This is a genomic window from Betaproteobacteria bacterium (genome assembly GCA_016709965.1).
Classification (GTDB): Bacteria; Pseudomonadota; Gammaproteobacteria; order Burkholderiales; family Rhodocyclaceae; genus Azonexus; species Azonexus amarohabitans.
Genome location: JADJLT010000004.1, coordinates 127,469 through 146,193, shown reverse-complemented (window position 1 = coordinate 146,193; position 18,725 = coordinate 127,469). Strand labels below are relative to the sequence as shown.

Here is an 18,725-nt window from a genome sequence, read left to right as displayed (position 1 = left end):
CTACAAATATGCCAAGGCAGTTTTTGGCGTGACAGATGTTGTCATTGAAGTTAACCGCGGCATGCAGGGTACTACCGTCGGGAATTCGGATTTTCTCGGGTCGGCGACCTCCGCACCTGCCCCCGGTCAACGCGCCGGCGGTTCTACTGATCGATCCATGGGCAATAGGCGACTCTAGGTTTCTTTCTTGTTTCGGCAATGGCCAGCTCCCGAGCACCGGGAGGCTGGCCATTTGCTTTGAAGGCCGTGGACTCGCGCATCATTAATATTTCGACTACAGGTAGGTTCAATGGCTCAATACGTTATGTCCATGCTGCGCGTCAGCAAGATCGACTCGCCCAAGCGGCAGATCATCAAGGATATTTCTCCTTCTTCCCCCGGTGCCAAAATCGGCCTGCTCGGTCTGAATGGTTCCGGCAAATCGACCGTACTCAAGATCATGGCCGGGTGGACAAGAATACGACCGCGAGGTCCAGCATCTTGCAGGCGTTTCCATCGGTTATCTGCCACAGGAGCCACAGCTCGGATGCCGCCAAAACGGTACGCGAGGGGAAGTCGAGTCGGCTTTGGGCGAAGTAATGCAGGCCAAGCCAAGCTGGATGAGGTTTATGCCGCCTGCCGACCCGGAGGCCGATTTCGACAAGCTGGGCGAGGAACAGGCCCGCCTTGAGGCAATCATTTCCACTGCCGGCTCGGATACCGAGGCACAGATGGAACTGGCTGCCGATGCGCTGCCCTGCCGCCTTGGGATGCCGTAATCGGTGTGCTCTCCGGCGGAGAAAAGCGCCGCGTCGCGCTGTGCAAGCTACTGCTCGCCAAGCCCGACATGCTGCTGCTCGACGAACCAACTAACCACCTGACGCCGAATCAGTCGAATGGCTGAACAGTTCCTCGTCCGCTTCCCGGGCACTGTCGTCGCCGTCACCCATGATCGCTACTTCCTCGACAACGCCGCCGAGTGGATTCTCGAACTCGACCGTGGTCACGGCATTCCGTACGGGGGGCAACTATTCCAGCTGGCTTGAGCAGAAGGAAGCCCGCCCTGGAGACCGAAAAACAAGCAGATCGACGCCCACATGAAGGCGATGAAGCAGGAACTGGAATGGGTTCGCTCCAATCCCAAGGCTCGTCAGGCCAAGAGCAAATCCCGTCTGTCACGCTTCGAGGAGTTGTCGAGCCAGAATACCAAAAGCGCAACGAGACGCAGGAAATCTTCATTCCGGTCGGCGAGCGTCTGGTGTGCAAGGTTATTGAGTTCAACGGCGTCACCAAGTCGTTTGGCGACAAGTTGCTGATGGATAACGTCAGCTTTCACCATTCCGGCTGGCGCCATTGTCGGCATCATCGGCCCGAACGGCGCCGGTAAATCGACGCTGTTCAAGATGATCACCGGGCAGCAACAGCCGGATTCCGCACGGTCGACATTTGCCCAACTGTCAAGATGGCCTACGTCGATCGGTCGCGCGATTGCCTTGATGGCAGCAAGACCGTCTTCGAAGAGCTGGCGCAGGGCAGCGATATCCTGCAGATCGGCAAGTTTGAAATGCCGTCACGCGCCTACATCGGCCCGCTTCAACTTCAAGGGTGCGGATCAGGGTAGCAGGTTGGCAATCTGTCCGGTGGTGAACGCGGTCGTCTGCATCTGGCCAAGACGCTGATGACCGGCGGTAACGTCCTGCTGCTCGACGAACCGTCCAACGACCTTGACGTGGGAAACCCTGCGTGCGCTGGAAGACGCCCTGCTCGAATTCCCCGGCTGCGCGATGGTCATCTCGCACGACCGCTGGTTCCTCGACCGCATCTGTACGCACATCCTGGCAGCCGAAGGCGATTCGCAGTGGAACTTCTTTGAAGGCAATTTCCAGGAATACGAAGAAGACAAGAAAAAGCGCCTGGGTGAAGAAGGCGCCAAGCCGAAGCGAATTCGCTACAAGCCGATTACCCGCTAAAAACAGATGGCCAAAATTTCGATTTTGGCCATTTTTTCCGGTGAGACGCGCCCCGAAGGAAGCACCCTTGGGTGTAGGAATCACGCTAACGCCGGAAAGAGAATGCAAAACGGGCGCCGCTTGGCGCCCGTTCTTCTTCCTCCCCCGCCAATGCGGAAGGCTGAAACTGAAATTCTTAGTGCTTCAGATTAGCAGAGAAAACTGCCTTTGACTTCTCGGAAAACTGAAATTCATTAAAAGCACGATCGATTTCGGCTTCGTTGCGGCCTTCGGAATGATCTTCGAAGTTGATGCCGATCAGCTTGCCATTGGCGGCCAGCGTCTGGAAGGCAAAACGCCACCGTTGTGCTTCAGCCAAGCGCTCGCGCAGCTCCGCTTCGTTGGAAATCGTAATACCGGCTTTCTTCAGTGAATCCAGGAATTGATCGAAGGATTCGTTGCTCAGACTGCCCATTTATGTCTCTCCGTTTATATGCGGTGTTTGGTCACCATGAGCCTAATAACGACTCGACTTTGATTCGGTTGACACGAAAGTGAGAGAAGTTTGAATGCGATAATGTCGCCCCATGAAGAAGCCAAATACCACCGCCGACATTCCTGAAATCCGCCCCGGGCAGTCCATCGAACTGCTCAAGGAACCCACATCCTCACCCGTGACGGAAAGCTGAATCAGGACACTCGGCGCAAGCTAAAACAGGTCTATCACCTCTATCAATTCATCGAACCGCTGCTGGATGGCGCCGAGACACTGGTCGACCATGGGGCCGGCAAGTCCTATCTCGGATTCATCCTCTACGATCTCTGTATCAAGAATCGCGCCAGCGGCGAGATCATTGGCATAGAAACGCGCCAGGAGCTGGTTGAGAAATCCCGCGAACTGGCCGCCAGGCTTGCTTTGAGCGCATGCGCTTCCTTGCCTGCACGGTAGAGGATTCACTAACAGCGCCTGAGTTGCCAGCCAGCGTGGATGTCGTGACAGCGCTACACGCCTGCAATACCGCAACCGACGATGCCATTCGTTTCGCCCTGACCAAGAACGCCCGCCATATCGTCCTCGTCCCTTGCTGTCAGGCCGAAGTCGCTGCCACCATGCGTGCACGGAAGAACGAATCCCTGTCGCAAAAACCGCTGTCTGAACTTTGGCGACACCCGATCCACACCCGAGAGTTGGGCAGCCACCTGACCAACGTGCTGCGCTGCCTGTTGCTGGAGTCGCACGGCTACGACGTCACCGTCACAGAACTGGTTGGCTGGGAACATTCGATGAAGAACGAACTGATCATCGCCTCAAAACGCGAAAAAGGCAGCGGCAATCCCCGGAAAAATGCCCGCGAACGGGCCGAAGCCATCCTGCACGAGTTCAATCTCGAAGAACTTGCCCCGCGTTTCACGTACTAAGGTGCCATGACCCGCATTCAACACCCCTCGAACTCCTCGCGCCGGCCAGAACGCCGATTTCGGCATTGAAGCCATCAAGCACGGCGCCGATGCTGTCTATATCGGCGGCCCGGCTTTTGGTGCACGCTACGGCGCCGGCAACGATGTCGCCGATATCAAACGCCTGTGCGATTTTGCCCACCGCTATCGCGCCAAGGTCTTTGTCGCGCTCAATACCATCCTGCACGACGACGAACTGGACGGTAGCCGTCTATTGGCCTGGGAACTCTACGAAGCCGGCGCTGACGCACTGATCATTCAGGGACATGGGTTTGCTGGAAATGGACCTGCCGCCCATCCAGCTCCATGCCAGCACGCAGACCGACAATCGCAATGCCGACAAGGTGAAGTTTCTTGAAGATGCCGGGTTCTCACAGGTCGTTCTGGCGCGCGAATGTAGCTTAAACGAAATTATTAACATTGCCTCACAAACCAATGTTTCATTGGAGTATTTTGTTCACGGAGCACTGTGCGTTGCGTTCAGCGGCCAGTGCTACATCAGCGAAACCCACACCGGGCGCAGTGCCAATCGCGGCGAATGTTCGCAAGCTTGCCGCCTGCCCTACACGCTGGTCGACGACAAGGGAAAGACGATCACCGAGAACCAGCATCTGCTGTCGATGAAGGATAACAACCAGACCGACAACATGCTTGAGCTGGCCCGTGCCGGCGTTTGCTCCTTCAAGATTGAAGGGCGGCTGAAAGACCTCAGCTACGTCAAGAACATCACCGCGCATTACCGCGCCCTGCTCGACGAAATCATCGCGAACAATCCCGAATTTACCCGCGCCTCCAGCGGCCGCAGCACCATCACCTTCACGCCGCAGCCCGACAAGACCTTCAACCGTGGCTACACCGACTATTTTGCCGGTGGCCGCCAGGATGACATCGGCGCCTTCGATTCACCGGCTTTTGTTGGCGAGCTGATCGGCGAAGTGGTCGAGATTGGCGACGGCTCTTTCACGGTCAATGCCGAAAAACCCTTCCACAATGGCGACGGCGTCTGTTTCTACAACAGCGAAGGCATTTTGATCGGCATGCGCATCAATCGCGCCGATGGCAAAACGCTCTTCCCGGCTGATATGCCGGACGAACTGACTGAAGGCGCCACCCTCTTCCGCAACCGTGATCAGGAATTCGAGCGCTCGCTGGAGAAAGAATCGGCAGATCGGCGCATTTCGGTCAAACCAGTGCTGACTGAAACCGAAGATGGCTTCACATTGACGCTGACTGACGAAGATGGCGTAGTTGCTATGGTCAACCGGAAAAATGGGCCAAAATCGGAATGGCAACTGGCCCAAAATCCCGAGCAAGCCATGGCCAAGCTCAAGGAAAACCTGGGCAAATTCGGCAACACGATGTTCGTCGCCGAACCCGTCGAGCTAAAGCTGTCGCAACCGTGGTTCCAGCCCGTCAGCGCCATCAACGCCCTGCGCCGCGAGGCCACCGAACAGCTCGAAGCCGCCCGTATTGCCAGTCACCCGCGCCCTCCGCGTGCCGCCCCGGCCGCCAACCCCGTGCCCTACCCGCAGGAAGAACTGACCTACCTCGGCAACGTCTTCAACGCCAAAGCCCGCCAGTTCTATGAGAAACACGGTGTCAAGCTGATCGAGGAAGCCTACGAGGCCGGCAACGAAAAGGGCATGGTCTCGCTGATGATCACCCGCCACTGCCTGCGCTACAGCTTCAACCTGTGCCCAAAGGAAGTGAAGCACCTCAAGCCGGATCCGATGACGCTGATCAATGGCAGCGAAAAGCTGATCCTCAAGTTCGACTGCAAGGCCTGCGAAATGCACGTCGTCGGCAAGATGAAGAAAGGCGTCAAACTCAATCTCGGCACCATCCGCCCCATCTGAAAGCGGTGCTTGCACGATGAAACCGATCCCCTGCCCCTCCTGCCGGCAAACCATGGTCAAGCAACGTTTTGAGCGCCTGCACCATGGTGAAGTCGTTCTTGATTTGTGTTTTTCCTGCCAGGGCATCTGGTTTGACGAATTCGAAAGCGTCCAGATCACACCGGGCGGCATCGTCGAGTTATTCAAGCTGCTGCACGAACACCGCGACGACCAGCGCATTCCGCTTCGCGAGCCGCTCCAGTGCCCGCGCTGCAACGAACGCCTGCTGCACGGCCTGGATGTCGCCAAGCACGGCGGCCAGTTCAACTATCACCGTTGCCTGCAAAAACACGGCCGCTTCACCACCTTTGCCCAATTCATGATCGAAAAGGGCTTCGTGCGGCAGCTTCATCCGGCAGAAATCAACGAACTATCGGCCAAGGTCGGCATCATTCGCTGCATGGGTTGTGGTGCGCCAGTCGACATCCGTAAGGATCACGCCTGTGGCCATTGCCGCGCGCCGATCACCATTCTTGACCCGCAAGCCATCGAACAGGCGCTGTCCCGTTTTCACCATGCCGAAGAACGCCGCACGACGCGCGATGTTGAGGCGCTGGGCGACGCCATCGTCATGCGAGAGAGAGAGAAATCACGTCTGAAGCGAATGAAGCAGGAACCGGAAAATGCAGGCTTGATCGACGTCATCGACCTCGTTTCGGCCGGCGCAGAATTTGTCTGGCACCTGATCAGGCGTTGATCAAGCAATAAAAAAGGCGAACCGCGGTTCAAGCCGGTAACTGTATTTGTTGAAAACTGAGAGTGAGCGCCCTACAATTCCGTTGTGGGCTCACTCTCGGGATTAAGCATGGAACACAAACCGCAAGCCGTTGAAGAACAACAAGAACATGACCATCCGTTCGACGAGCCATATGATCCGTCCTGCATAGCAGAGGCTGCTCCGAAGCAGCCGAAGCGAAAAAATACTCCCCGTGTCCCTGTCGCATACGCCGACGTCAACGTCAATTTCTGCAAGAACCCGTCCTGCCCCAATTTCGGCATCCCCGTCGAGATGGAATCCAAGCGCGGCCGCGGGGCGAATAACCGCTATACCGTCGTCGCCAGCGGCAAAGGGCTCCCTGACGCCCGCTGCAACACCTGCAATGAGCAATTCCCCTTGAAGAGCAATCAAGGCATCTTCGAGGAAGCGTGGCGCCTGACCAAGGAGACCTTTCCCGAGCCGTCGTGTCCTGAGGTCGATTGCGAGAACCATCGCCGAGGCATCTCCACGGAGGGCGCCTACTACGCCTTCGGAACGACCAAGAGCGGCTCAAAACGCTACCGCTGCCGCGCGGAAGGCTGCGGCAAGACCTTCTCCGTCAAGCCCGACGATTTCGACCCGACAGCGCGGCGCAAGCTCGACAAGGATCCGACCCTCGCCATTTTCAAGCAGCTGGTCAACAAGATGCCGCTGCGTCGAATCCGCGAGGTTGAGATGATTTCGGGCAAGGTTCTATACGACCGAATCGACTTCATCTATCGGCAGGCTCTCGCATTCCTCGCTCATTACGAGGGAAGGCTTCCCGAGATGAGCATCCGCCGCCTCGCGGTCGGCGTCGACAGGCAGGAATACGCCTGCAACTGGAAGAAGCGGGAAACCAAGGCGAATGTCATTCTGCATGCCGTGGCCGCCACCGACAACTTCACCGGCTACTGCTTCGGCATGCACACGAACTTCGACCACGAGATCGATCCCGATTGGGTTGAGACGGTCGCCAAGCGGACAGGAGACGGAGCGCTGCCGGCCCCGCACCGCAAGTTCGCTCGGCTCTGGCTGCGGCAGGATTTCGCTCGGGCGGCAGCTGAATCGGTCAGGAAGAAAAGCGGCTGGACGCTGACGGACGACATCAGCTGCCAATACCAATACGCCGAGAAAAAAGCCAATGTCGAATCCTCGGAGTTCATCGACAACGACAAGGACCTGCCGAAGTCAGGGGTGCTCGTCCATTCCGAATACACGCTCTATGGGGCTTTCATGCGTTTAGAGCGGCTGTTCGCGAAGGCTGAGAAGGTTCGCTTCTATCTCGACCAGGACTCTGGAATGAGGGCGGCTTGCCTCGCTGCATTCGAGAGGCGCATCAAGACCGCGAGGTCGACGCCTTCTATGTTCGCATTGAAAAGAGCTGACCGTCGACGCTAAGCGGAGGCTCATCGCCGCCAGCAAGAAGCTGTTCAAGGAATACGCGGAGCGCCACCCTGAAATGGACGATGATGAGGTTAAAACCCTGATGCTCATGGATCAGATCAGGGCGGCGCGGGAAATCGGAAAATGGAAGGACCGTTGGGTTGCCCATCCCCTGCCCACGATGAGCGAACCTGACAAGGCGAGCTGCATGCTGACTGACCTAGGCGACTACGAGCTCGAACATCTGGCCAAGCTTCACCGCCGCGTCTCCCTGCATCAGACCGACAGCTTCTTCAACCGCATCCGTCGCCACTGCACAATGCTGGAACGCCCCGTCATCTCGGCCAGCGTCGGCCGCAGTTATTACGCCTACTCGGCCTACCGTCCTGAACATATTCAGAAGCTGCTGACCATCCTTCGGGCTTGCCACAATTTCGTCTGGACGCCGCCCGACCTGAAAAAGAGCGAGAAGAAGACGACGCCCGCCATGCGGCTGCAACTGGCGGACAGGGTGATGACCTATGAGGATATTCTGAATTTCAGGGCGGGCTGATTCATCCCTTGCCGACCTTCTCTTGGCAAGGGATGCAGTAGATGTCCCCGCCAAATCTTGCCTTGTTGAACCAGCAGAATCGGGCGACATTCTGAGCGACCGTTTCCCCGCAAGAGCAGGAGGCAAGTTTCTGCTTTTGCTTGCTGTCCCTCTTAGGTTCAGGCTCTGTTGATGGAGCGGGCAAGGGCTCTTTCTTCGGCGTAGGCTGCGCCGCCTTGGATTCCGCCGTCGGGCTTTTGGGGGTGCCGCCGTCTTAACCGCCTCCGCTTGCAGCCCGAACTTCGCTGCCCAGTCGAACTTCGCTGGCTTGTGGTGGCTGGCAATCTCCTTGGCCAAAGCTTCCGCCTCGCCCTTCGAGCACGCATGGATATTTACGATCTCCCGTTCGATCAATTTTTTGGTCGCCGCGTCAGCCTTTGGGTGATTCAGCAGAGCTTTCAGATCCTCAATATCTTTCGATTTGTCATCTGAATTTTTATTATTCATCGATTGGCACCTTATAAGTGAACAAATAATGGTGCCTAAAATGCATTAAATCAAGCTGAAATAAAATTATTAATTTCAATAGGTTAGATTATTGATGCACGAGCATTCCGTTTGTCGCACAACCTGGAAATGTTCAAAATTAAAATTTAAGATTATTAGACGAGCGGCCTTTGTATGTGTTGACGCCGCGATATACATATATCGATCACCAGACCGGTGGCGCTATATATAAATCATCTGTTTGAGATAATAAGAGCAAAAAGGAGATGAAGATGAAAGAAATATTTGAGATCGACACAGACATACTTCGTGATCTGGTTAACAAGGGTTACGCTGTGGATGTGCGAGACGCACTTGAGAAATCCATATTTTTATTCGAATACCTTGAGCGATACAGGCAAACCGACGGCACAATTATCGTTAATGATCGCCAACATGAAAACAAGCATATACCAATAAGAGCATTTGAGAAAATAAATGCCTAATAAGGATGATGGCATTCCGGAAAATGGTGGGGGTCTCGATAGCCTCGAGCAGTCGATATCCCCATTTCCAACTAGAAAATCGATTGTTTCCGAAGCAAAAGCCAATATGCTGAATGCTGCGGCTGATGGGATGAGAGCAGATAGCGGTCTCAGGCTTGAGATTGCTAAGAGAGGTGAAGCTGATTTTCTCTCGCCTAAACCTATGGGTTATTTTCCTTATAACATTGTTGTCGCTTTTTGATGTGATTCTAATTTTCAAGGAATATGAGAGCGCGGAAGCAAGGGTAATTACGGAAAAAGTGATTATCGCACTTATAGCAGGAACGGTTGCGCAGGCAGGCGTCGCTATTATTGCAATTGTCAGATACTTATTTCCGCAAACGAATGGTCAACGCCTTTGAGAGAAAACAGTGGAAGTGATAATCGGGACGGCACCTATGGCAGTCTGAACAACTACGGTGCCATAATGTTCGTTGGGGTGTTGATCATTGGAATTCTTATTGGCGCTATCTTGATAAAAGATCGCGATTTTTATTCAATGATCAAGCCGACAGAGACAGGTTTAAAACATGGAAGCGGGACAGCTGATTCAAGACCGCAAAAAATTGGCGAATGCGAAATAAATGTAAGCCAAAACACGATTGTTGATTACGAGCAGAAACCGTCTTCTGGATTGGCATCAAAGAAACCGCCACAGAAAACCAATAAATCGGCTTGCTTGAAAACCGATAAAAACGACGACATACGCTTAAATGTTGATTCTCGATGATTTACATATATCTTGACGAGATCAATGTTTATAGTGCTTAGCTGGCACAAGCTATCTGGAAATCTCATGGCAAATCTACCTCAGTTGCGCGGGTTGCATTTCCCTTGTAATCAAGTGTCAATCTCCAAGATTGGCGGATAGGTCAGAGCCGAACTGAAGCCCGACCACATTGCAGGCCATCTCGATGATGCGTCCAATGGTCGCGCGGCTATGGTTCGTGCTAACCCACCAGCCAGCGTTCAGCTTCGTCAGATGCTCTCGGCCCAAATCGGGACGCCCTGGATAGAGCTCTTCGGCGGTGCGGGATAGGTAACGGCGGGTTCGACCGTGCTTGGGCAGGGCGGCGAAGCGTTCAGGGAAGGAGCTATCCTTCTCTGCCAAGGCCTCGAACACCTTGATCATCACATCGCAGGCGTTGCGCCCGAATGATGACGTCCATCCAGAGTGAAGCCGATGGATGCGGGGAAGGCGGCGCGCCTTGCCGCAGCTGCGGAGACGCCGCAGGAATATGGACAGGAGCGAGGCTGGTTGGACAGCGATAGGCGATACCGCTTGGCGAGCGGGAGCGAGACGCGGCGGGATGGTATCGAGAGCGACGGCGCCCTTGGTCTTGGCTTTGAGGAACAGCGCGACGCTATCGGGATCGGGCTTGAAGCCGCAAAGGTTCTCCCCTTGTCGGCGATGATCTCCAAAAGCATCTCATCCTCCTCCTCGACCAGCCGCTCCCAAGCGACAGGCAGGGGTTGAACGGATTTGGCGCTCCTTGGAGACATTCCGATAATCTTCGCGGGCGGCGCCGATTGCCGCTCCAGAAGCGATGGCGTCATGGCGCAAATAACGTTCGAGGCGGGCGGTGCATTCCTCTACGGCCCGCTCGACGATGTCCAGCTTATACACCCGCCGCTCGCCATAGTCGCCCTGCTCGGCAGGAAGGAAGAAATTCCACTCCTGCCCGTCAGTCAGTATCGCCATCGGCACGCCAGCATGAAATGCATATTCGAATAGCTGTCGCTCTGCCCCGTCGCTCTGGCCTATCTGCTTGACCTCGATGAAGGCGATGGGCTTGCCCGCTGGATGGCACAGGGCGAAATCGACGCGGCGGCCTGCCAGCGAATACTCGGGACACACGACGCGGGTATCGTAGGTCGGCCAGCCGAGAGAGTGGAGAATCCGCATCACGATGCCCTGCGATACGGAAGCCTCGTTGGAAAAGCGGCCTGCCTTGATTCCAACCCTAATGTCTTCGATGTCCTGCCCCAACGCCATGTTGCATCTCCCTCTATCGATGCGGTAGTTTAAGCGCGAACCCTAAAACAGTCGATTGGCATCGAAAGATATGATGCGATGGCGGGACGAGAGCGGACGGCAGTGTCGCCAAAAAGCGAAGGGAACCGCTTGGGTTCCCTTCGGTGGCTAAAATGTTGATTTTTCTAGGTTAGCGAGAATTTAAACACTATTGGTTACCGGCTTGACCGCGGTTCGCCTTTTTCTAAACCACTCAAGAATTACTGAACGCGAATCTCGACGCGGCGTCCTTCTTCTGCACTACCCGTACCCACCGTTGATTCCGGCTTGCGCATCTTGACGCGCTCCATCGCCACACCACCGGCTACCAGCGCATCGCGCACCGACAGGGCACGCTGCTTGGCCAATTCGGCATTATGGGCAGGATCACCCGATTGATCGTGAAACCCGGAAAGCAGCACGATAGCGTTCGAGTTGGTGGCCAGCGCTTCCATTGTCTTGGCGACGACACCCTTGTCAGCCTCATCCAGCGTTGCTGCACCAACCGCAAAGTAGATCTTGGCCAAGGCGTCGCCCACCGGCGCGATCTCGGCCTGCTCAACCACATGCGTGGCGGCTGGCTTGACGTTCTTGCCGGCGCTGGCGCCATAAACTACTGCTACGACGGCCAGCACGATACCGGCCAATACCCCCACGATTACCGCTGTGGATTCGTCTTCATCATTTGCAGCCATAGTCACCCCTTGGTAAAGAATTCAATCGAAAACAGTGAAACATCTCGCGATTCTACTATGCCGAATCGCTAGAAAACAGAATTCTTGGCGCCAGTTCAACATGGCCGTCTTCGCCACCCAACCAAATCAGACCATCCTGAATCGTGCATTGCAGGCGCATGCCGCGTGCCGCCAGCGAAGCTAGCGCCTTGCCCTCCTCCACGCTCACCGAAAGCACGCGCAGATTCTTTTGCCCCGAGACCTTGCCCTGCGTCTGTTGCCACCACATTTCAGCGGTCCGGCCACCGTAACTCAGCACCATCACGTGCCGCGAGCGGTTACAGGCGCGGCGAATGGCTTTTTCATCCGGCAGACCGACATCAACCCAGCGCTCGATACTGCCGGTCGGATCGAGCTCCTGCAGGTCGGCTTCATCCTCCGTTGCCGACAGGCCGCGCCCGAAGGTCAAGGTTTCCGACGCATTCAGCGCAAAAGCCAGTAGGCGAACCATCATTCGCTCGTCGGTTTCCGAGGGGTGACGGGCAATGGTCAGCGTGTAGTCGCCAAAATGCGATCGATCAAGGTCGGCGAGTTGTAGTTCGGCCTTGAAGATGGTGGATTTGAGCGCCATGCCGGTTCCCGTAAAAGCGCGGATTATCCCATGACGCATTCTCCAAAGCAGACTACGATTATCACTAGCCAATCTTCCGGAGATTCCGTCATGAGCCCACTGCGTATCCTTCCCCTGTTGCTCGCCAGCATCTTCGCCGCTCAGGCCGATGCCGCAGACGCCCCTCGCCGTAAATCCGGCCTGTGGGAAATGAAAACCCAGATGGCAGGCATTCCCCCGCAAGGGCCGATGCAGATGTGCGTCGATCAGGCCAGCGATAACGTGATGCAGGAACGCACCAAGGAAAAGGTCAATTGCCCGGTCATGGATATCAGTCGCGGCGTCGGCAAGGTGACCATCCATGCGGTCTGCAAGCATGAAGGCGTGACTAGCACCAGCGATTCAGTCATCACCGGCGATTTCGACTCTGCCTACCGTAACGACATGGTGATCCGCTACGATCCGCCACAGCATGGCATGAAAGAAATGAAGATGGTTCAGGAAGCCCGCTGGCTCGGCCCCTGCAAGGCTGGCCAGAAACCGGGCGACGTGATCATGCCCGGAAAGCAGAAATTCAACATGCAGGAAATGATGAACGATCCGCAGGTACGTGAAATGATGAAGCGCCAGCAGAAACAGTAAGTTGCCCGATATAATCAGCCTTTTCTTATGAACGAGATTGCCATGCGCCAACTGCTTCTAGCCTGCCTGTTCGCCGTCACCGGCTTTGCCCACGCCGAAGTCATCGACATCGACAACGCCCAGCTCGAAAAACTGAATAAAAGTGGCGTCCCAGTCATCGACATCCGCCTGCAATCGGAATGGGAAGAAACCGGCATCGTCAGTGGCAGCAGGCTGCTCACCTTCTTCGACGAAAAAGGCCGCGCCGATCCTGTCGGTTGGCTGGAAAAGGTCAAACCTATCGCCAAGCCGAACGAACCGGTCATCGTCATCTGCCGCAGCGGCAACCGGACCAAGGCCGTCAGCCAGTTCCTCTCGCAACAGGGCGGTTACACCACGGTTTACAACGTCAAGAGCGGCATCAAGGGCTGGATCGGCGCCGGCGGCGCAGTCGTCCCGGCGACGCCAACCATCGCCTCCTGCAAGGCCACCAAAACTTGCTAAGCCAAACCGTCGACCGCAAACGGTGCGCCAGTTGTGAGCACTGGAGTGGTTGGCGCCAACCCGGCAGCGAGCCGGGAACCGTCATTATCGAATCCGAAACATCAGAAGGCCTCTGCCTGGGCGGCGGCTGGGACAATTCAGAACGCCGCGCCCGCTCGGCCTGCGGGCACTGGCGAATCTGGCCAGAATTAACGCTGACGACCCCATAAATCCCACCGCGCATGTTTCCCGGTTGCGCGTTTGTGGCACTCCCACGGTCAACCGGAAATATCGCCCAAAATTGAAATCTTGTCTGAGATATCGCCGGACTATCAGGGCAATACTCATCCCCATTTCATCCCAGCCCCAACATGGGTGCTGCATTTGCAATTTGATACAAAGCTGTCGCCAAGCAACAACAGTGGCCATTCACGAATTTCGCTAAGCTGGTCTAACCGCTGAGTCTTTATCAGGGAAAATAAGCTTAGGCAGAAAATTAGCGATGTATTTCTATACCAAAACGCTTTGCCCCAACTGTAACGAGGCTATGTCCCGGATTCCGAGAAAAAGCTGGATGCGGGCGATACCGGGTTCAAAGCTGTACGCCTGCCAACAATGCGATCAGCATTATTTGAGCGCTTTCGGGAAACTTCGCCCTCAAAAGGACACAAAATAGCCGGCGAAAGATCACCCGTACAGCAATCCACGGATCGCGCTCCTTCCTCGTGGAATTCGCTTCGCACATCCTGACAGCGATGAAGGGAGCACTACCTTGCTGAAGGAGGCTCTGGCGGACTGGCAAATTTTCCTGTCTGAAAAATTCGCCAAAACCTACCTGATCAGCGATGCTGGCGTGAATAGTAGCTTTTCAGATCAGCCGTAAATGGCATTGACGCTTTGACCAAGCGCTCCACCGCCAAAAATCCAGAAAACAAAATATATTTGGCCGCTTTATGCGTCTCAATCAGTGCGTAACGTAGCAGGCCAAACGAATGGGGAGCCAACGGCACATACATCGCTATCCCGCATGACCTCACTAATTTGATCGGCAAACGCGGACACCGGCACCCCGATCGTCATGATCTTCTGCCCAATGGTAAAACGTTCGACCATGATCCCTGCAGCGATCAGTTGGTTACCATCATCAAGCAGCATTGGCCCGCCAGACATCCCGGCGCGCACAGCACAATCTGCAATCAAAATATTCTTGAGATCAATGCCACCATGCAGACTAGACCATTTGGCACAACGTTCCTGGGCATAAATCCCCTGTCGGCGTTGTCCAATGGGGTATCCGGCAACCGTGAAGACAATCTCCGCCGAGTTTGAGGCCCCTTGGTAGAGCAGCTTGATCGGCTCAACGTCAGAAATTGTATGGACAAGTTCTATTAAGGCCCAATCGTTGGGGATACGTTGCTGATCGAACCCTTCCGGATTGGCTTGCATCGTGAAATTCTGACTGGCAGCGACAACCATCCCAGTCACCGGCGCGCTTAAACGTGCATACGCGTTGGACAAGACAAATCGAACATCAGATCCAATTTGAACGTGCTCCCCTACCTTCGCCAACACGTGCCCAGCCGTAAGCACATGGCACGGACTGACCAAAAAGCCGCTTGCCATCGAAAGCGTGGAACCAGAACCTGAAAATACCTGCCCGACAGCAGCCAACCTGCCAGCCAGTGCTGTTCCCGTCTCCACTTTTTTCAAATCATCATCTTGTGCCGCCAAGCTGTCTTGCGTAAACAAAGCGTAAAGCAAGCCGACGAGGAGACTACGAATATTGACGTTGTTTTTGAGGGGCATGTAAGCACGAATAACTAGCGGCGTCAGTTAAAGCTGCGATTCAGATACTGTGACCTAGAAAAACAAAAAGCCCAACCGATTTAGTTGGGCATTTTGATGGAATTTCTGGCTCCCCCAGCGGATATATGGGTAGCACTTTCAACTCGATACACTTTTTACGTTAGTCATCGTAATCTGTGTCGAAATTTCTTACAGCCAAGAAACTGAACTTACTTGAATTAATAAAAAACCATATTAAGTGCATGTTTTTTATAAACAAATAAATTTGGCCCACTTATTGCTTTGTACCAACAGAACCCTCATTCATGATCGATGATGGATACCCACCATAGTTAACAATAGGAGCAATCCCCATGAAGACATTAAAGCAACACCTATTTGGACTCGCGCTTACAGCCATATTAGCCCCTGGGCTGGCGAGCGCCGCTACTGTTTCAATTGTTGGAAGCCGCTCGGAACTTTCCACCATTTCATCGGCATTTAATTCATACGGAGACACCGTTACGCAATATGGAGATTGGAGTACATTGAGTAGTAGTCAACTTAACTCGATATTCTCCTCTGACATTGTTTGGGAGGGCGATATTTTCAATCCTCTGTCATCCGATGTTCAGTCCAGAATGATTGGGTATGTTCAGGGTAACGGCGGTCTATTTCTGACGGCAGAACGTCCTTGTTGCGACTTGCACAATGACAGCTTGCAAGTTGTGGGGCGGACCTTGACTGGTGACAATGGACTTCTTATTGGTAACCTTGGAACTGATATATTCGGCCATGCATTCTCGACAAGCCCAACCACTATCCTCACCTCACCCAATGACATTCGCGGACAGGATGCGCAGCACAACGGTCCGGGACGTGTTGAGCCGACGGGTGGGATTACTAGCAATGCCTGCTTCATTATTTCAGGCGGCACAACCTGTACTGCTGCCGCATGGGGTCCTGACGCTCTAGTTGATCCGGTTGGGCGCCTGGTGATCTACGGCGACATTAACAGTCAGCCCTCATTAGTGACCAATTACAATGGTGATCAATTTGAAAACATCCGCCAATTCCTCCTCGCAGGATTTACTGGTGGAAATGATGTTTGCGTAAACAATCCAAATTTGCCGGGTTGCACTGGAGGCAACAATGTTCCTGAACCCGGTACATTAGCCTTGACCGTTATGGGACTCATCGGTCTTGCCCGCCGCCTGACAAAGCGTCAGCAAATTTAGTTCGGTCAAATAGCAGGTTTAGATGAAAGTTAGAAGACCGGGGCAACCCGGTTTTTTTTCAACAAAGAGGCGGCCCCGCGCAGTTGGACAGAAATTCGGTTTTCTTAAGTGATATCTCTGCGGGTTAAGCCGCTGTGGCAAGCAGTGGCTGGTTGAAGTAAGCCGTATCCGGGGTTTGCCCGTCAAGGGACGAATGCGGACGGCGGCGATTGTAGAAATCGAAATAGCGAGCAAGGGCTTGAGGCGAGAATTCTCCAACTCCAGTTCCTTCAGGCGCTTGGCATCCGAGACGCTCATCCCGCCAAACTTGCTGCGCCAGAGGTAGTAGCTCGCTTCCAAGAAGGCGTGCTTGCGGCAAAGCTCCGCAACAGGCATTCCAGCCTCTGCTTCCCACAGCGGCTTAACCCGGTGTCCAGAATCGCGGAGCCACCTCTGTAGTGTGGTGCTACCTCGAATATGGTACTAAGCACAAACTCAGCGAGTAATCAGCGGATGAGGAGCCGTTTTTTCCTGTTTCTTGACTTGTTTTGCCACCTTCTTTTCCTTGTGGCTCAAGACCGCCTGCTTTTTGCCTTCCTTTGTTCCATGTCTTTCCTTGCCCATGATCTTTCTCCTGATAGTCGATGGCGGGTTTTTAATCTAGTCGAAAATCGATTGCCAGTATGTATGCGAGCGCACATATCGTTTTCGCTTCGCTCTATATTATGGAAATAAGTTAGTTCGGGATTTTATAAATGGCTGGCGCTTCAAGTAGCCATCCCTAAGTTAGAGGGAATGTTGATAAGTCCCCGTCGGATAAAACAACATGCCTTTAATCTGTTTTCAGTTTTACTTAGCTGAGTAGTGACTACAGGGACATTCGTGGCAAGAGCGTGTCTAGAGAGGATAGCCATCACATGTCCGAAACGCGGGCAACGGAAACATTCCGCTCAGCGTTGTTGTTCCAGCGCTTGGAGCCAGACTTATGCCATACGGTTAATGATTCATAGGCATATAAAACCATGAAGGTGCGATGCAATCCGAATTGATATACAGCCCTAAGCAGAACCGAATTCTAGGCTCGCTGGCCAAGAATGATTTTTCTCGCCTGCAAGACGACCTTGAACTTGTTCATCTGGACTTAGGTCAGGTTTTATATGAATCAGGGGATACGCTGGGATACATTTATTTTCCGATGACCTGCATCGTCTCCCTGATATTTACAACAAAAAAGGGCGGCACCGCAGAACTGGCCATCACAGGTAACGATGGCCTGGTCGGGATTCCATTGGTACTGGGCGGCAACACAACGACGCACCGGGTAGTTGTGCAGAGTGCTGGCGCAGCCTATCGGCTAAAGGGGGAGGTAGCCCGCTGGGAACTCGGCCAAGGCGGAGAGTTAAATCATCTTGCTTTGCGCTATACCCAGGCGCTGATGACGCAGATGGCGCAAAGCATCGTTTGCAATCGGTTCCATCCCATTGATCAACAGTTATGCCGCTGGCTTCTGGTCAGCCTCGACCTATTGCCAGGCAATCAACTGAACATGACTCAAGAGCTGATCGCCAATATGCTTGGGGTACGGCGGGAGGCAGTAACAGAGGCGGCAGGGAAGTTACAGGCGGAGGGACTGATAGAGTATTCACGTGGTCATATCACCGTGCTTGACCGCCCTGGCCTGGAGGCTCGGACATGCGAGTGCTATGCCGCCGTCAAAAGCGAGTACGACCGGATATTTTTACTTCAGTCCAATGCTGAAGACACTTTCCGCCCTCGCCCCAACCCTGCGAACATACGCAATCGTGCCGAGGCCCGCTTGCAACAATCCTCGCATCCAGCGCCGAAAACAGCCTGGGAGAACGCACAGCTCGTACACGAACTACAGGTTCATCAGATTGAACTTGAAATGATCAATGAAGAGCTTCTCCATGCCTATGAAGAGTCGGATAATTTGCGCGAGCGCTATGCTGATATCTACGACTTCGCGCCGGTCGGCTATTTCACCCTTGACCCGCTTGGCGTCATTATCGACATGAATCTGGCTGGTGCCGTTCTGCTCGGCACCAAGGGTTCTCAGAAAGGCCGACATCGTTTTGTCACCTTTTTGGAGCCTGACAGCCAGGAAGCATTCAATCGCGTCATCCAGAAGGTTCTCCACACGCGAAAGAAGCTCCGCTGCGTTTTCATATTGGCAGCCAATGCCCATCGTCCGGCAACCATCATCCGTATCGAGGCCGTTCCAGATGACGACGGCCGGGAATGTCGCATGGTTGTCATCGAAACCCGTGTCGGCAGCGAAAATCTCCCGCACCCATCGCGTCGCGTCACCGACAGCATCAACACAGAGGAATAATC

General features: G+C 54.4%; 14 protein-coding genes and 6 pseudogenes. 13 read left to right on the top strand and 7 right to left on the bottom strand.

Annotated features, from left to right (window positions below):
* Positions 1 to 289: 289 nt before the first annotated feature.
* Positions 290 to 1,949: pseudogene (gene ettA, locus IPJ12_14410) on the top strand (energy-dependent translational throttle protein EttA).
* 175 nt (positions 1,950 to 2,124) lie between these two features.
* On the opposite strand, the gene IPJ12_14405 reads toward ettA, so the two are convergent.
* Entirely contained in the window at positions 2,125 to 2,403 is a 279-nt protein-coding gene (locus tag IPJ12_14405) for a hypothetical protein (GenBank protein MBK7648307.1), read from the bottom strand.
* Between the two features lie 112 nt (positions 2,404 to 2,515).
* Between IPJ12_14405 and IPJ12_14400 the strand changes: the two are divergent.
* From IPJ12_14400 to IPJ12_14365, 8 genes and pseudogenes are all read left to right on the top strand, one after another.
* Positions 2,516 to 3,347: pseudogene (locus IPJ12_14400) on the top strand (SAM-dependent methyltransferase).
* Between the two features lie 64 nt (positions 3,348 to 3,411).
* Positions 3,412 to 5,242 (top strand): annotated as a pseudogene (locus IPJ12_14395) (U32 family peptidase).
* A 16-nt stretch (positions 5,243 to 5,258) separates the two neighbouring features.
* Positions 5,259 to 5,978 (top strand): zf-TFIIB domain-containing protein, encoded by a 720-nt coding sequence (locus IPJ12_14390; protein MBK7648306.1) that lies wholly within the window; start codon positions 5,259 to 5,261, stop codon positions 5,976 to 5,978.
* A gap of 108 nt (positions 5,979 to 6,086) precedes the next feature.
* A complete protein-coding gene (locus tag IPJ12_14385) occupies positions 6,087 to 7,418 on the top strand; it encodes a hypothetical protein (protein ID MBK7648305.1) in 1,332 nt (443 codons plus the stop codon).
* 61 nt (positions 7,419 to 7,479) lie between these two features.
* The gene (locus IPJ12_14380) at positions 7,480 to 7,956 is read left to right on the top strand and encodes a hypothetical protein (protein ID MBK7648304.1); all 477 of its coding nucleotides are present in this window, start codon (positions 7,480 to 7,482) and stop codon (positions 7,954 to 7,956) included.
* A gap of 758 nt (positions 7,957 to 8,714) precedes the next feature.
* Entirely contained in the window at positions 8,715 to 8,927 is a 213-nt protein-coding gene (locus tag IPJ12_14375; protein ID MBK7648303.1) for a hypothetical protein, read from the top strand.
* A complete protein-coding gene (locus IPJ12_14370) occupies positions 8,920 to 9,168 on the top strand; it encodes a hypothetical protein (GenBank protein MBK7648302.1) in 249 nt (82 codons plus the stop codon). The genes IPJ12_14375 and IPJ12_14370 overlap by 8 nt, the downstream gene beginning before the upstream one ends.
* Before the next feature lie 156 nt (positions 9,169 to 9,324).
* Positions 9,325 to 9,696: a hypothetical protein gene (locus IPJ12_14365; protein MBK7648301.1), complete on the top strand. Its 372-nt coding sequence runs from the start codon at positions 9,325 to 9,327 to the stop codon at positions 9,694 to 9,696.
* 117 nt (positions 9,697 to 9,813) lie between these two features.
* Here the strand turns inward: IPJ12_14365 and IPJ12_14360 are convergent.
* The 3 genes and pseudogenes from IPJ12_14360 to IPJ12_14350 all read right to left on the bottom strand — a co-directional run bounded on the left by IPJ12_14360 (position 9,814) and on the right by IPJ12_14350 (position 12,285).
* Positions 9,814 to 10,962 (bottom strand): annotated as a pseudogene (locus IPJ12_14360) (hypothetical protein).
* Positions 10,963 to 11,201: 239 nt separating this feature from the next.
* A complete protein-coding gene (locus IPJ12_14355; GenBank protein MBK7648300.1) occupies positions 11,202 to 11,675 on the bottom strand; it encodes an OmpA family protein in 474 nt (157 codons plus the stop codon).
* A gap of 55 nt (positions 11,676 to 11,730) precedes the next feature.
* On the bottom strand, positions 11,731 to 12,285 hold the full coding sequence (locus IPJ12_14350; protein ID MBK7648299.1) for a YaeQ family protein: 555 nt from the start codon (positions 12,283 to 12,285) through the stop codon (positions 11,731 to 11,733).
* Positions 12,286 to 12,375: 90 nt separating this feature from the next.
* Between IPJ12_14350 and IPJ12_14345 the strand changes: the two genes are divergently transcribed.
* Together IPJ12_14345 and IPJ12_14340 are read left to right on the top strand one after the other, a co-directional pair.
* A complete protein-coding gene (locus IPJ12_14345; GenBank protein MBK7648298.1) occupies positions 12,376 to 12,906 on the top strand; it encodes a DUF3617 family protein in 531 nt (176 codons plus the stop codon).
* A gap of 27 nt (positions 12,907 to 12,933) precedes the next feature.
* Complete coding sequence (locus tag IPJ12_14340; GenBank protein ID MBK7648297.1) at positions 12,934 to 13,389, top strand: rhodanese-like domain-containing protein; 456 nt, start codon at positions 12,934 to 12,936, stop codon at positions 13,387 to 13,389.
* 939 nt (positions 13,390 to 14,328) lie between these two features.
* On the opposite strand, the gene IPJ12_14335 is transcribed toward IPJ12_14340, so the two are convergent.
* Positions 14,329 to 15,174 carry a trypsin-like peptidase domain-containing protein gene (locus IPJ12_14335; GenBank protein ID MBK7648296.1) on the bottom strand — a complete coding sequence of 282 codons (846 nt, stop codon included), beginning with the start codon at positions 15,172 to 15,174 and terminating at the stop codon, positions 14,329 to 14,331.
* A gap of 353 nt (positions 15,175 to 15,527) precedes the next feature.
* Between IPJ12_14335 and IPJ12_14330 the strand changes: the two genes are divergently transcribed.
* Positions 15,528 to 16,391, top strand: coding sequence for a PEP-CTERM sorting domain-containing protein (locus tag IPJ12_14330; protein ID MBK7648295.1), 864 nt, complete (start codon positions 15,528 to 15,530; stop codon positions 16,389 to 16,391).
* Positions 16,392 to 16,515: 124 nt separating this feature from the next.
* Here IPJ12_14330 and IPJ12_14325 read toward each other — a convergent pair.
* Positions 16,516 to 16,626: pseudogene (locus tag IPJ12_14325) on the bottom strand (transposase).
* Positions 16,617 to 16,787, bottom strand: a pseudogene (locus tag IPJ12_14320) (transposase). The pseudogenes IPJ12_14325 and IPJ12_14320 overlap by 10 nt, the downstream one beginning before the upstream one ends.
* Before the next feature lie 616 nt (positions 16,788 to 17,403).
* Here IPJ12_14320 and IPJ12_14315 point away from each other — a divergent pair.
* Positions 17,404 to 18,723 carry a helix-turn-helix domain-containing protein gene (locus IPJ12_14315; protein ID MBK7648294.1) on the top strand — a complete coding sequence of 440 codons (1,320 nt, stop codon included), beginning with the start codon at positions 17,404 to 17,406 and terminating at the stop codon, positions 18,721 to 18,723.
* The last annotated feature ends 2 nt before the right edge of the window (positions 18,724 to 18,725 follow it).

Bases quoted from the DNA above. Each gene is read 5' to 3' on its own strand.
- IPJ12_14405 (MBK7648307.1), bottom strand. From the start codon at position 2,403: ATGGGCAGTCTGAGCAACGAATCCTTCGATCAATTCCTGGATTCACTG.
- IPJ12_14390 (MBK7648306.1), top strand. From the start codon at position 5,259: ATGAAACCGATCCCCTGCCCCTCCTGCCGGCAAACCATGGTCAAGCAA.
- IPJ12_14385 (MBK7648305.1), top strand. From the start codon at position 6,087: ATGGAACACAAACCGCAAGCCGTTGAAGAACAACAAGAACATGACCAT.
- IPJ12_14380 (MBK7648304.1), top strand. From the start codon at position 7,480: ATGGACGATGATGAGGTTAAAACCCTGATGCTCATGGATCAGATCAGG.
- IPJ12_14375 (MBK7648303.1), top strand. From the start codon at position 8,715: ATGAAAGAAATATTTGAGATCGACACAGACATACTTCGTGATCTGGTT.
- IPJ12_14370 (MBK7648302.1), top strand. From the start codon at position 8,920: ATGCCTAATAAGGATGATGGCATTCCGGAAAATGGTGGGGGTCTCGAT.
- IPJ12_14355 (MBK7648300.1), bottom strand. From the start codon at position 11,675: ATGGCTGCAAATGATGAAGACGAATCCACAGCGGTAATCGTGGGGGTA.
- IPJ12_14350 (MBK7648299.1), bottom strand. From the start codon at position 12,285: ATGGCGCTCAAATCCACCATCTTCAAGGCCGAACTACAACTCGCCGAC.
- IPJ12_14345 (MBK7648298.1), top strand. From the start codon at position 12,376: ATGAGCCCACTGCGTATCCTTCCCCTGTTGCTCGCCAGCATCTTCGCC.
- IPJ12_14340 (MBK7648297.1), top strand. From the start codon at position 12,934: ATGAACGAGATTGCCATGCGCCAACTGCTTCTAGCCTGCCTGTTCGCC.
- IPJ12_14335 (MBK7648296.1), bottom strand. From the start codon at position 15,174: ATGCCCCTCAAAAACAACGTCAATATTCGTAGTCTCCTCGTCGGCTTG.
- IPJ12_14330 (MBK7648295.1), top strand. From the start codon at position 15,528: ATGAAGACATTAAAGCAACACCTATTTGGACTCGCGCTTACAGCCATA.
- IPJ12_14315 (MBK7648294.1), top strand. From the start codon at position 17,404: ATGCAATCCGAATTGATATACAGCCCTAAGCAGAACCGAATTCTAGGC.